9 protein-coding genes and 1 tRNA gene are annotated in these 12,518 nt (G+C 64.9%); 5 read left to right on the top strand and 5 right to left on the bottom strand.

The genetic code is table 11. The annotated features are described in order from the left end of the window. Window positions 1-24: 24 nt before the first annotated feature. The 3 genes from murI to ACEN9Q_RS03205 all read right to left on the bottom strand — a co-directional run bounded on the left by murI (window position 25) and on the right by ACEN9Q_RS03205 (window position 3,186). Entirely contained in the window at window positions 25-864 is an 840-nt protein-coding gene (gene murI / locus ACEN9Q_RS03195; RefSeq protein ID WP_495627339.1) for a glutamate racemase, read from the bottom strand. Between the two features lie 141 nt (window positions 865-1,005). Continuing rightward, a complete protein-coding gene (locus tag ACEN9Q_RS03200) occupies window positions 1,006-2,541 on the bottom strand; it encodes a fumarate hydratase (RefSeq protein ID WP_322403884.1) in 1,536 nt (511 codons plus the stop codon). A 36-nt stretch (window positions 2,542-2,577) separates the two neighbouring features. Continuing rightward, window positions 2,578-3,186, bottom strand: coding sequence for a TIGR00645 family protein (locus tag ACEN9Q_RS03205; RefSeq protein ID WP_495627340.1), 609 nt, complete (start codon window positions 3,184-3,186; stop codon window positions 2,578-2,580). A 206-nt stretch (window positions 3,187-3,392) separates the two neighbouring features. Here ACEN9Q_RS03205 and acs point away from each other — a divergent pair, with 206 nt between their 5' ends. Then, window positions 3,393-5,384: an acetate--CoA ligase gene (acs, locus tag ACEN9Q_RS03210; RefSeq protein WP_495627341.1), complete on the top strand. Its 1,992-nt coding sequence runs from the start codon at window positions 3,393-3,395 to the stop codon at window positions 5,382-5,384. 335 nt (window positions 5,385-5,719) lie between these two features. On the opposite strand, the gene ACEN9Q_RS03215 is transcribed toward acs, so the two are convergent. Next, complete coding sequence (locus tag ACEN9Q_RS03215; protein WP_495627342.1) at window positions 5,720-5,986, bottom strand: KTSC domain-containing protein; 267 nt, start codon at window positions 5,984-5,986, stop codon at window positions 5,720-5,722. A 164-nt stretch (window positions 5,987-6,150) separates the two neighbouring features. On the opposite strand from ACEN9Q_RS03215, the gene ACEN9Q_RS03220 reads away from it, so the two are divergent. Then, complete coding sequence (locus tag ACEN9Q_RS03220) at window positions 6,151-7,077, top strand: lipase family alpha/beta hydrolase (RefSeq protein WP_056439283.1); 927 nt, start codon at window positions 6,151-6,153, stop codon at window positions 7,075-7,077. Then, complete coding sequence (locus ACEN9Q_RS03225) at window positions 7,074-7,994, top strand: lipase secretion chaperone (RefSeq protein WP_495627343.1); 921 nt, start codon at window positions 7,074-7,076, stop codon at window positions 7,992-7,994. The genes ACEN9Q_RS03220 and ACEN9Q_RS03225 overlap by 4 nt, the downstream gene beginning before the upstream one ends. A gap of 94 nt (window positions 7,995-8,088) precedes the next feature. On the opposite strand, the gene ACEN9Q_RS03230 is transcribed toward ACEN9Q_RS03225, so the two are convergent. After that, a complete protein-coding gene (locus ACEN9Q_RS03230) occupies window positions 8,089-10,785 on the bottom strand; it encodes a polysaccharide deacetylase family protein (protein WP_495627344.1) in 2,697 nt (898 codons plus the stop codon). A 211-nt stretch (window positions 10,786-10,996) separates the two neighbouring features. Between ACEN9Q_RS03230 and ACEN9Q_RS03235 the strand changes: the two genes are divergently transcribed. Both ACEN9Q_RS03235 and ACEN9Q_RS03240 read left to right on the top strand, forming a co-directional pair. Further along, window positions 10,997-11,087: transfer RNA gene (locus ACEN9Q_RS03235), tRNA-Ser, on the top strand. 419 nt (window positions 11,088-11,506) lie between these two features. Further along, the gene (locus ACEN9Q_RS03240; protein WP_495627345.1) at window positions 11,507-12,421 is read left to right on the top strand and encodes an arabinan endo-1,5-alpha-L-arabinosidase; all 915 of its coding nucleotides are present in this window, start codon (window positions 11,507-11,509) and stop codon (window positions 12,419-12,421) included. Window positions 12,422-12,518 lie beyond the last annotated feature (97 nt).

Raw genomic sequence — 12,518 nt, forward strand, 5'->3', positions numbered from 1 at the left:
TTGACCCAGCAGTGCGGCGCACGCCTACGCCGCCCCGAACGTCGCTTCCTGCACCGGCGGATCGATGCCGATCAGGCCGTTGAACGCGGCCGACAGCGCGGTGGCGCTGGCGCTCGTGTACGCCTCCAGCCACGCCGGTGCGTCGTCGCGAGCTGAACGGAGCACCCGGCCCGCGTCGAGCAGCCGCACCAGCTGGCGCGCCACCGCTTCGCCCGTGTCGACGAGCGCGACGTCGCGTGCGCCCGTGGATGCGATCACGTCTTCGATTGCCGCCTGCACGAGCGGGTAGTGCGTGCAGCCCAGGACAAGCGTGTCGGCGCCGGCGTCGAGCAGCGGCGTCACGTAGCGGTGCAGCAGTTGCAGCGTGCCTTCCGTGTCGCCCAGTTCGATCTTGTCGACGAGGCCGCGGCACGGCTGCAGCAGGAATTGCGTGCCCGTGGCTTCCGTGACCTGGTCGCGCAGTTGCAGGAACTTGGCGCCGGCCAGCGTGCGCTCGGTCGCCAGCACGCCGACCTTGCCCGTGCGCGTGGCGGCGGCGGCCGGTTTCAGGCCCGGTTCCACGCCGACGATGGGCAGGTCGGGGAAGCTCGCGCGCATCAGCTTCACGGCGGAGATGGTCGCCGTGTTGCAGGCGACGACGATGGCCTTGGCGCCCCGTTCGACGAGGAAGCGGGCCACCGCCAGCGAGCGTTCGGCGACGACGTGTTCGGACTTGTCGCCGTACGGGGCGAAGCCCGTGTCGGCCACGTAGAGCAGGTGTTCGTGCGGGAGTTGCGCGCGGATGTGGCGCAGGATCGAGAGGCCGCCGAGGCCGGAATCGAAGATGCCGACGGGGGCATCTTCGGGGTGTGCTTGGGTGTTCATGGGGAGATGGTAACCCGGCAGGAGGCGTTGTGGTTACGCGGACAAAACTTGGGTCCCCGCCTGCGCGGGGACGACGTGTGAACGGAGCAGTCCAAGTTCGCACGTCGCCCTGCGCAGGCAGGGCCCCAATTTCAAACGACGTCAAACCGTTGCGACCGGAATGCCCTTCAGCGATTCGATCTTCGCGGCCCATTCCTTAGGACCGGTCTCGTGCACCGACGTACCCGTCGAGTCGACGGCCACGGTCACCGGCATGTCCTTGACCTCGAACTCGTAGATCGCTTCCATGCCCAGGTCTTCGAAGCCGACGACCTTCGCCGACTTGATCGCCTTCGACACGAGGTAGGCGGAACCGCCGACGGCCATCAGGTACGCCGACTTGTGGTTCTTGATCGATTCGATCGCCACCGGACCGCGTTCGGCCTTGCCGATCATCGCGATCAGGCCCGTCTTCTCGAGCATCATGTCGGTGAACTTGTCCATGCGGGTCGCCGTCGTCGGGCCGGCCGGGCCCACGACTTCGTCGCGCACCGGATCGACCGGGCCGACGTAGTAGATCACGCGGTTCGTGAAGTCCACCGGCAGTGGTTCGCCTTTCGCCAGCATGTCCTGGATGCGCTTGTGCGCGGCGTCGCGGCCGGTCAGCATCTTGCCGTTCAGGAGCAGGGTCTGGCCCGGCTGCCACGATGCGACTTCTTCCTTCGTCAGCGTGTCGAGGTTGACGCTCTTGCTCTTCTGCGTGTCCGGCGTCCAGTTCACGTCCGGCCAGGTCGACAGCGCCGGCGGTTCGATGTACGACGGGCCCGAGCCGTCCAGCACGAAGTGCGCGTGGCGGGTGGCGGCGCAGTTCGGGATCATCGCGACCGGCTTGCTGGCCGCGTGCGTCGGGTACATATTGATCTTCACGTCCAGCACGGTCGTGAGGCCGCCCAGGCCTTGCGCGCCGATGCCCAGTGCGTTGATCTTGTCGCACAGTTCGATGCGCAGCTCTTCCAGCTTGTTCTGCGGGCCGCGTGCCTTGAGTTCATACATGTCGATGTCTTCCATCAGCGACTCCTTGGCCATCAGCATGGCCTTCTCGGCGGAGCCGCCGATGCCGATGCCCAGCATGCCCGGCGGGCACCAGCCGGCGCCCATCAGCGGGACGGTCTTGAGCACCCAGTCGACCAGCGAGTCGGACGGGTTCAGCATGACGAACTTGGTCTTGTTTTCCGAGCCGCCGCCTTTTGCCGCGACCATCACGTCGACCGTGTCGCCCGGGACCAGTTCCATGTGGACGACGGCCGGGGTGTTGTCCTTGGTGTTCTTGCGCTCGAAGTGCGGGTCGGCGACGATCGAGGCGCGCAGCTTGTTGTCGGCGAAGTTGTAGGCACGGCGCACGCCTTCGTTGACGGCGTCCGTGATCGAGCCGCTGCCGAAGCCTTCGAAGCGCACGTTCATGCCGATCTTGAGGAACACGTTGACGATGCCGGTGTCCTGGCAGATCGGGCGCTTGCCTTCCGCGCACATGCGCGAGTTGGTCAGGATCTGCGCGATGGCATCCTTGGCGGCGGGGCTCTGCTCGGCCTCGTAGGCGCGCGCGAGGTGCTGGATGTAGTCGGCGGGGTGGTAGTAGCTGATGTACTGGAGCGCGGCGGCGACCGATTCGATCAGGTCGTCCTGTTTAATGACAGTCATGTGATTCTCGCTGTGGGGGTCTGGGATTACGTGGTGCTAGTTGTGTGCTTGGTGCTGGGTGTTCATCATGATCCGGTCGGTGTAGGCGATCGCCATCGCCGACAGCAGGAACACGACGTGGATGCAGGTCTGCGCGATGATCGTCTGCGCATCGTAGGACTTGGCGTTGATGAACGTCTTGAGCAGGTGGATCGACGAGATGCCGATGATGGCCATCGCCAGCTTGGTCTTCAGCACGGACGCGTTCACGTGCGACAGCCATTCCGGCTGGTCCGGATGGTCTTCCAGATACATGCGCGAGACGAACGTCTCGTAGCCGCCGACGATCACCATGATCAGCAGATTCGAGATCATGACGACGTCGATCAGGCCGAGCACGACGAGCATGATCGTCGTCTCGTTCAGCTTGTCCGGCAGCGGTGCGCCCGGTACGGCCACGGCCTGGAAGATGTGCTGCAGCGCGGCCTCGTTGCCGAGCGCGGCGAGCACGAGGTCTTTTAGTTCGACCCAGAAATGGAACACGTACACGCACTGCGCGAGGATCAGGCCCAGGTAAAGGGGCAGTTGCAGCCAGCGGCTGGCGAACATGAAACTGGCGATGGCGCTGCGTTTCCTTGCGCTGGACGAGGGTTGCGAATCGAGCATCGAGGCGGGCTTTCCAAAGCGGCGGCGGTCAAGACAGCTCAACATTCTACACCCGTCCCGCCTTGCTGGCTTGGCTTCATCGCCGGCGTAAGGTTGGTAGAATGCCACGAGGGATGCTGGTCGGCGCGCGGCGGGATGTCCTGTAAGGGCTCAGTAAGCGAGCGCGCCTAAGGTATGAGGCAAAATTACTACTAATGGAGACTAGTATGGCCGAGAACGAGACCCAACATCAGGGACTGCAGGAACATCGTGTGTTCCAGCCGCCCGCACAATTCGCAGCCGATGCCGCCATCTCCGGCATGGATGCGTACAACAAGCTGTGCGACGAAGCCGCCGGCGACTACGAAGGCTTCTGGGCCCGCCTGGCGCGCGAGAACATCGCCTGGCACAAGCCCTTCACCCAGACCCTCGACGAATCGAATGCGCCGTTTTATAAATGGTTCGCGGACGGCCAGCTGAACGCATCGTACAACTGCCTCGACCGCAACATCGAGAACGGCAACGGCGACAAGACCGCGATCATCTTCGAGGCCGACGACGGCCAGGTCACCCGCGCCACCTACCGCGAACTCCACGAGCGCGTGTGCAAATTCGCCAACGGCCTGAAGTCGCGCGGCATCAGGAAGGGCGACCGCGTCATCATCTACATGTCGATGTCAATCGAAGGCGTGGCCGCCATGCAGGCCTGCGCGCGCATCGGCGCGACGCACTCCGTCGTGTTCGGCGGATTCTCGGCGAAGTCGCTGCAGGAGCGCATCATCGACGCGGGCGCCGTCGCCGTCATCACGGCCGACGAGCAGCTGCGCGGCGGTAAGCCGCTGCCGCTGAAAGCCATCGTCGACGAGGCGCTGGCGCTGGGCGGCTGCGATACGATCCGCGACGTCATCGTCTACAAGCGCACCGGCGGCAACATCGACTTCCAGCAGGGCCGCGACCTGTGGCTGCACGACCTCGTCGACGGCCAGAGCGGCCAGTGCGAGCCGGAGTGGGTCGATGCCGAGCACCCGCTGTTCATCCTCTACACGTCCGGCTCGACGGGCACGCCGAAGGGCGTGCAGCACTCGACCGGCGGCTACCTGCTGTGGGCCGCGCTGACGATGAAGTGGACCTTCGACATCAAGCCGGACGACGTCTACTGGTGCACGGCCGATATCGGCTGGGTCACGGGCCACACGTACATCTGCTACGGCCCGACGGCCGTCGGCGCCACGCAGATCGTCTTCGAGGGCGTGCCGACGTTCCCGAACGCGGGCCGCTTCTGGGACACGATCGCCAAGCACAAGGTCAGCATCTTCTACACGGCGCCGACCGCGATCCGTTCGCTGATCAAGGCCTCGAACACGGACGAGAAGGTGCATCCGAAGAACTACGACCTGTCCAGCCTGCGCCTGCTGGGCACCGTCGGTGAGCCGATCAATCCGGAAGCGTGGATGTGGTACTACACGCAGATCGGCGGCGAGCGCTGCCCGGTCGTCGATACGTTCTGGCAGACGGAGACGGGCGGCCACATGATCACGCCGCTGCCGGGCGCGACGCCGATGGTGCCGGGTTCCTGCACCTTGCCGCTGCCGGGCATCATGGCCGCCATCGTCGACGAAGCCGGCCACGACGTGCCGAACGGGCAGGGCGGCATCCTCGTGGTGAAGCGTCCGTGGCCGTCGATGATCCGCACCATCTGGAACAACCCGGACCGCTTCCGCAGCGCCTATTACCCGGACGAGCTGGGAGGCAGGTGCTACCTGGCCGGCGATGGCGCCATCCGCAACAAGGACACGGGTTATTTCACCATCACGGGCCGCATCGACGACGTGCTGAACGTGTCGGGCCACCGCATGGGCACGATGGAAATCGAGTCCGCGCTCGTGGCGCACCCGATCGTCGCGGAAGCGGCCGTCGTCGGCAAGCCGGACGACACGACCGGCGAGGCGATCTGCGCGTTCGTCGTGCTGAAACAGGCGCGTCCGACCGGCGAGGAGGCGAAGAAGCTGGCCGCCGAGCTGCGCAACTGGGTTGGCAAGGAGATCGGTCCGATCGCCAAGCCGAAGGAGATCCGCTTCGGCGACAACCTGCCCAAGACGCGCTCCGGCAAGATCATGCGCCGCCTGCTGCGCGTGCTGGCCAAGGGCGAGAGCATCACCCAGGATATCTCGACGCTGGAAAATCCGGCGATTCTCGAGCAGTTGAAGGAATCTGCCTGACCGTTCGGGCGCCTGATCGGTTACACTGATCAAAGCAGAGTTGACGCCGCGCCGGGAAACCGGGGCGGCGTTTTTTTATAGCCGCGCGAAACGGTATTCTTTTGTTACCGTTGAAAAGGGCGCTACGGTGCGAACGGTATTCTTTTGTCACCGTTGAAATGGGCGGTAGGGTGGGCACACCGTGCCCACGCGGTGATACGCGATCTGCGATCTGCCGTGTCCGTGCCGGCATCCGTTGAACGCGTGGGCACGTGGTGCCCACCCTACGAGGTTTCGCGTCTTATTCTGCGCCAGGTTGCTTGGGCAGTCCGCATGATGGGCACGGGGTGCCCATCCTACGTTTCGTCGGGCCGCTTGAATAACGCATCCAATTCCGCCCGTTTACTGGCCACCGCCGCGCGCCCGCGCGTACCCGCGAACTCTTCCTCGATATTGTCGCGATAAAAACTCCAGGCCGCGCCCGACGTCGAGAACCGGCGCCAGACCTCGCTGCCGACGCCTGCGTAATCGATCGCGCTGCCGTCGTCGAATTCCACGCGCAGGATGCGCTCGCGCGCGTCGTAACCGATGGCGCGCAGCTTGCCCGCGTTGATGCGTTTCATGTCCATGGTGTGGTTTTTCTCCCTAACGATGCATGGATTATTGGGACATTCGCCTGATTCGGCAAGCCACGAGGCGTTGCGCGGCCGTGCATGCCTTGTTGCGTTCTCCGCTTGTACGTACTCTGGCTCAGCCGTATCGACCCCATCATAAAGGAGACCAACCGATGAAACGCTTTGCCAACATGCTGGCCGCGCTCTTGTTTGCCCTGTCGTTCCTGCCGCTGTCCGCATCCGCCGCCGGCTATACCCAGACCCGATATCCGATCGTGCTCGTGCACGGCTTCCTCGGCTGGGACAGCATCGGCCCGTACGATTACTGGTTCGGCATCGCCGACGCCCTGCGCCGCGACGGCGCCCAGGTCTACGTCGCCCAGGTGAGCGCCGCCAACAGCACCGAGGTGCGCGGCGAACAGCTGCTCACCTACGTCAAGCAGGTGCTGGCCGCGACGGGCGCCCAGAAAGTCAACCTGATCGGCCACAGCCACGGCGGGCCGACGGTGCGCTACGTCGCGTCGGTAGCGCCCGGGCTGGTCGCATCGGTGACGAGCGTCGGCGGCGTCAACAAGGGCACGCCGGTGGCCGACATCCTGCGCGGCGTGGCCGCACCGGGATCGTTTTCGGAAAGCGTGCTGGGATCGATCGTGAACGGCGTCGCCGGCACCATCGCCTTCCTGTCCGGTGACAGCAGCACCCAGGTGTCGACGGCGGCGCTCGACTCGATGACGACGGCCGGCGCCGCCAGGTTCAACGCCGCGCATCCCGAGGGCGTGCCGGCCACCGCATGCGGTGAGGGCGCGTACCAGGCCCGCGGCGTCTACTATTTTTCGTGGAGCGGCGCGCAGCCGTTCACGAATCTCATCGACCCGCTCGACGCGCCGCTCAGCCTCGTGTCGCTGGCCTTCCTCGGCCAGAAAAACGATGGTCTCGTCGGCAGCTGCTCCAGCCACCTCGGACGCGTGATCCGTGACGACTACCGCATGAACCACCTGGACGAAGTGAACCAGGTGGCGGGCCTCGTCAACCTGTTCGAGACCAATCCCGTCACGCTGTACCGCCAGCACGCTAACCGCCTGCGCGAGATGGGTCTGTGAACCGGAATCCGACCATCGTCATCGCGCTGGGCGCGGCCGGCATGTTGTGGCTGGCCGCGCTGGCGGGGCGGTCTGCGCCGCCGGCGCCTTCCGCGCAGGTCGTGACCGTGGCGCCGGCCGCGCAGCCGTTCGCGCCGTCGCTGCAAGGCACGCGGCCGGACGGCGCCGTGCGCGTGGCGCCGGACGACAGCGTCGTCGCCGACGCCCAGCTGATCGAACTGTTCGACTACTACCTGAGCACCGTGGGCGAGAAATCGCCCGCCGCCGTGCGCGCGGAAATCGAGCGTGAACTGGGCCGCACCCTGCGGCCGCCCGCGGCGGCAGCCGCCAAGCGCGTGCTGGCGCGCTACATCGCGTACCGGCAAGCGCTGGCGGCGCTGGAAACCGACGCGAAGTTGTCGGGCCCGGACGCCGCCGCGCTGAAGCGCCGGCTGGCGGCGCTGCACGGGCTGCGCGCGCAGTATTTCAGCCAGCGCGAGATCGCCGCGATCTTCGGCCGCGAGGACGCCGCCAATGCCGATGCGCTGGCGCGCATGGAAATCCGCGACGACCGCACGCTGACGGCGCAGCAGAAACGCGAACGCCTGGCAGCGCTGGACGCGAGCCTGCCGGCCGCCGTGCGCGCCGCGCGCGAGGCGCCGTTGAAGATCGTGCGCGTGCAGGAAGAAGCCGAACGGCTGCGCGCAAGCGGTGCCGGCGACGACGACGTCTTCCGCCTGCGCGCCGATGCCTTCGGTGCGGATGCGGCCGGACGCCTGGCCGACGTGGACCGCGCGGAGGCCGAGTGGAAGCGCCGGATCGACGCCTACCTCGCGCAGCGCCGCAGTCTGCGCGACGACGCGGCGGTGGCGGCGCTGCGCAGCCGTATGTTCAGCGTGGATGAACAGCGGCGGCTGGCCGCGTATGAAGGACCGTAGGATGGGCACCACGTGCCCACGCGTTCAACCGACGCCGGCGCGAACGCGACGTATTTGATGGAGCGTATCGCCGCGTGGGCACGGTGTGCCCACCCTACAATTTTTCCACCTGCTGCTTCGCGTACCCCGCGCCCGATCCGTTCGGCGCCAGCTCGAGGTAGGTCTTGTATGCCGCCTTCGCCTTGTCGCCGTTGCCCGCGCGCGCGTACGCGTCGCCCAGGTTCATGTACGCGATCGCGCGCGACGGGTCCATCCTGATCGCGTTCTCGAACCAGCGCGCCGCTTCCGCGAACTTGTCCTGCTTGTAGAACACGAAGCCGAGATTGTTGGCCGCGAGCGCGAAGTTCGGCCGCAGTTTCAGCGCTTCCGTGAACTGCGTCTCGGCCTGCGCGTACTGCTTTTCCTTGTACAGCTGCAGGCCGTGGTCGTTGGCGCGCTGCGCCTGCTGGCGGCTCGATACCGGGACCGCGGCCGGCGCCTTGATCGTCTGTTCGCCGCCCTGCAAATCCTTCACGACGACGGGGGCGGATGGCGCCGATGCCTTCGCTTCCAGCTTCGTGTTGAGGGCGATGGCATCGTTCGACAACTGCGCCGTGTTCGTATTCAGGAACTCGCTTTCCTCGGGCAGTTCGAACACGAAGTCGCCGCCCTCGGAACCCGGCAGGCTGCCGAAGGCGGGCGTCTGCTGCGACACGCTGGCCACCGCCGGCGCCACATACGCCGCCAGTTCCGTCGCGGTGATCAGGCCGTCGCCGTTCAGATCGGCCTTGCCGCCGAGGCCCTGCAGCAGCGTCCACGTGAACACGGAATGGCCGTTCGGACCGCCGTCGGACACCATCTGGTCGGTGCCGCCCGCCGTCAGCATCTGGCGCCCGAGTCGCCTGGCGTTATCGCGCAAGAAGGCGGCATTGGCGCCGCCGCGCGTCAAACCGAGGCCGCTGTAGCACGCGTCCATCACGAACAGCACGTGCTTCGCGGGCAGGCTCTCGGCGATGTTCTGGATTTCGGTCATCGGGATGGCGTCGCTGGCGAGGTTCTCCGGATCGGCGTCGTACGGCACGATGTAGCCGAGATCGCGGCCGGAACTCAGCTTGCGCGTCGCGCCGTGGCCCGCGAAGAACACGAACACGCGGTCGTTGGGCTGCAGGCCGCCGGTGCCGCCATGGCCGGCGAGGTCGTGGAATGTCGCGAGGATGCCGCGGCGCGTGGCCTGTTCGTTCTTCAGCGTGATCACGTGGTCGGATGCGAAGCCGAACTTCTGCACGAGCGTCTGGCCCACGCCTTCCGCGTCGCGCACGGCGTATTGCAGGTGCGGCCATTTCGGATAGCCGTCGACGCCGACGACGATCGCCCACGAACTCGCATACCCCGTCGCGGCCGCGCGCGCGAGGGGCGCCGGCGCGGCATTGGCGCCCCCGGCCACGCGGAAGGCCGTGCCGTCCCAGCCGGCGAACTGGTAGCCCTCGGCGACGAGGCGGTCGAGGATCGCCGGCAGCGCCTTCACGGTGCGCTCGTGGATGTCGTGGAACAGGATGATGCCGCGGCCTTCCTTGTCGACTGCGCGCAGCACGCGCTCGGCGATGGAGGCGGGCACCGGATCGGCCCAGTCCAGCGAGTCGATGTTCCACATGACGGACTTCAGGTGCGCATCGGCCAGCAGGTGCATGCCTTCCTTGTTGCGCGCGCCGTAGGGAAAGCGGAACAGCGCGGAGCGTTGCGGATCGACGGCCTTCAGCAGCGTGTCCGTATCGAAGATCTCGGCCTTGAGGCTGTCCCCGCTCTCCTTCGACAACTGCGCGTGCGAGAAGCTGTGGTTGGCCAGCACATAGCCGGCGGCCTTGAGCTTGCGGCTGACTTCCGCGCCCGCGTTCAGGCGCGCGACGCCGTGCGCATCGAGCGTGCCGAGGTTGCGTCCGACGCTGAAGAACACGGCCGGCGCATCGTACTGCTTGAGGATCGCGGCGATTTCTTCGCTGTAGCGGCGGTGCGGGCCGTCGTCGAAGGTCAGGACGATCGTCTTCTTCGGCAGGCCCTTGCCGAAGATCTCGTCCTCGTCCTTGTGCGCGGCCGGTTCGTTGTCCGCGTTCGGCGGCTCCGGTTTGGCAGGATAGGGCAGCACGACGCCATAATCCTTGAGGATGCGGTCGCGCTGGTAGATCGTCTTGAGGTAGCCGACGTAGCTGTCCCACTTCTCGCGCTTCAGGACGATGGAGCGCGACTCGAAGCGCCCGAACACGGCGCTGATCTCCTTTTCGTAGGTGCGCTCGATCTCGGCCAGCGCGTCGAGGTCTTCCGAGATCCGCTTGTGCAACTTGATCGCCGGCAGCGACGAGTCCTGTGCCACATGGTCGAGCAGCGACTGCATCAGCTCGCGGAAGGCAAGACGGTCCGCATCGTACAGCCCTTCGTTCGACTCGACGTAATCGAGCAGGCCGCCGACCGCCTCGAAACGGCGCGGATTCTGCGAGCCGACGAGGCTTGCCAGCGCATCGTCGACCTTCGCGATGCGCTCCTGGTTTTCGTGGAACAGCTGCTGGCCGACGCGGTTGACGTCTTCCTGGCCGGTTTTCGAGAGGCCGGCTTCATCCTGCGTCAGCACGACCATCTTGCGGTAGGCGGCCAGCACCTGCTTGAAGTCGGCGGCGATGGCGGCCGCTTCCTTGGATTGTCCTTGCGGCGGTTGCGGCAGTTGCGCCTGGGGCGACGGCTTGCGGTTGGCCAGGTAGGTGCCACTGGCGGCACCGGCCGCGGCGACGGCGAAGATGACGAGATAGAGGGCTTTACGTTTCACGGCAGTGTTGAAAAAGTTTTATCGGGGCAACAATAGCACTATCGCCGTGACTTTTGCCAACGAAAACTTAACCTTTGTGGTGACGCAAAGAGAGCCCGGCCGGTTGTACGACGGCGCGGCGGGGCGATGCCGGTTGCATGTCACTCTTGTACTGCCGAGAATCCTTGTTATAATAGGCGGCTTCGCGAGCAGCTGGCTCGTGAACCCATCAGGAGAGATGGATGAGTGGTTTAAGTCGCACGCCTGGAAAGCGTGTATAGGTTCATAGCCTATCGGGGGTTCGAATCCCCCTCTCTCCGCCACAGATTCTGCTAAGGCCGCTTTGATGCGGCCTTTTTCATTTGCGCGCCCCGTCCTGGCCACGCGCTTTTCGATGCCCGGGTAAACGTGCCGCGGCTTTAATTCATGTCGACCGCGGGATGTTCTCGAACGTGGTTTTGCGGTAAACTGGCAATTTGATTTAACGTTAAACCAACGGTGACCCGGCCCCGGCTTGCTGTCTTCGCTTCCCCACGCTCGAGAAAGATCCACCCGAATGATGAAAAATTCCTCCAACACACTCCGTTTGTCGATCCGCTTGTTCCCGTTACTTTTGCTTGCCGCTTGCGGTGGCAACACAAGCGGCGCCGTGTCCGTACCGACGGCCGATGCCGTCCCTGTCGTGGCCGATAAACCATTGCCAGACTACATCGAAAGCGGGGGCCTCAAAGGTGCTCTTGGCGTGCACGATCCAGTCATGATCAAGGGCGGCGATACCTACTACGTGTTCGGCACGTTCACCGGCATCAAAACCTCGAAGGACATGACCACCTGGACGAATGCCGGCGCCGTCTTCCCGAAGGGATTCCAGCTCGATTGGTGGAGCAAGGATATTCCACAGGGCGCCCAGATCTGGGCACCCGATATCTCCTGGCACGACGGCAAGTACTGGATGTACTACGCCGTATCGGCCTGGATGAACTTTAATTCCAGCATTGGCCTCGCCACCAATACCACGCTGGATCCAACAGACCCGGCCTATAAATGGCAAGACCAGGGCCAGGTCATTTCGTACAAAAATGGCGGCGAGGGCGTCAACGTCATCGACCCGAACGCATTCATCGACAAGGACGGCAGGGAGTACCTGCTGTACGGTTCCTTCAAGGCCGGCTTGCGGATGGTCGAACTCGATCGTAAGACCGGCAAACTGCTGTCCGACACGCCCACGCCCACGGTCCTCACGAAGTCCCTCGGCGAAGGCGTATTCCTGATCAAGGACCCGCAGTACTACTATATCTTTGCCTCGCGCGGCATCTGCTGCAGCGGCGCGAAGAGCACCTACCAGATCGTGATGGGCCGCTCCAGGACGATCACCGGGCCCTATCTGGCCAAGGATGGCGGCAGTTGGGTCGACGACAAGTATTCGCTGCTGCTGGCGGGCGACGACAACGAACCCGGTCGTGGGCATAACGGCATCTACTCGGAAGGCGACACCACCTACCTGGTCTATCACGCCTATACCAAGGCTTTCGATTACAACTCGGTACTCAACATCAAGCCTCTCTACATGGACGCCGATGGCTGGCCGACCGTCACGCCGACCAGGACCAAATTCCAGATGGAGCCGTTCGAGCAGAAAGTCTTCGCGGGCAAGTGAGCAGGATCAAAACGCCGGTGCCAAAAAACCACGGCGGGTGGACGGCGCCGCGATTTTTCTTGCGCGTTGGTTTTACGTTAAACTAAAATTCGTTCCG

Source organism: Massilia sp. Masssp93, from assembly GCF_059491295.1.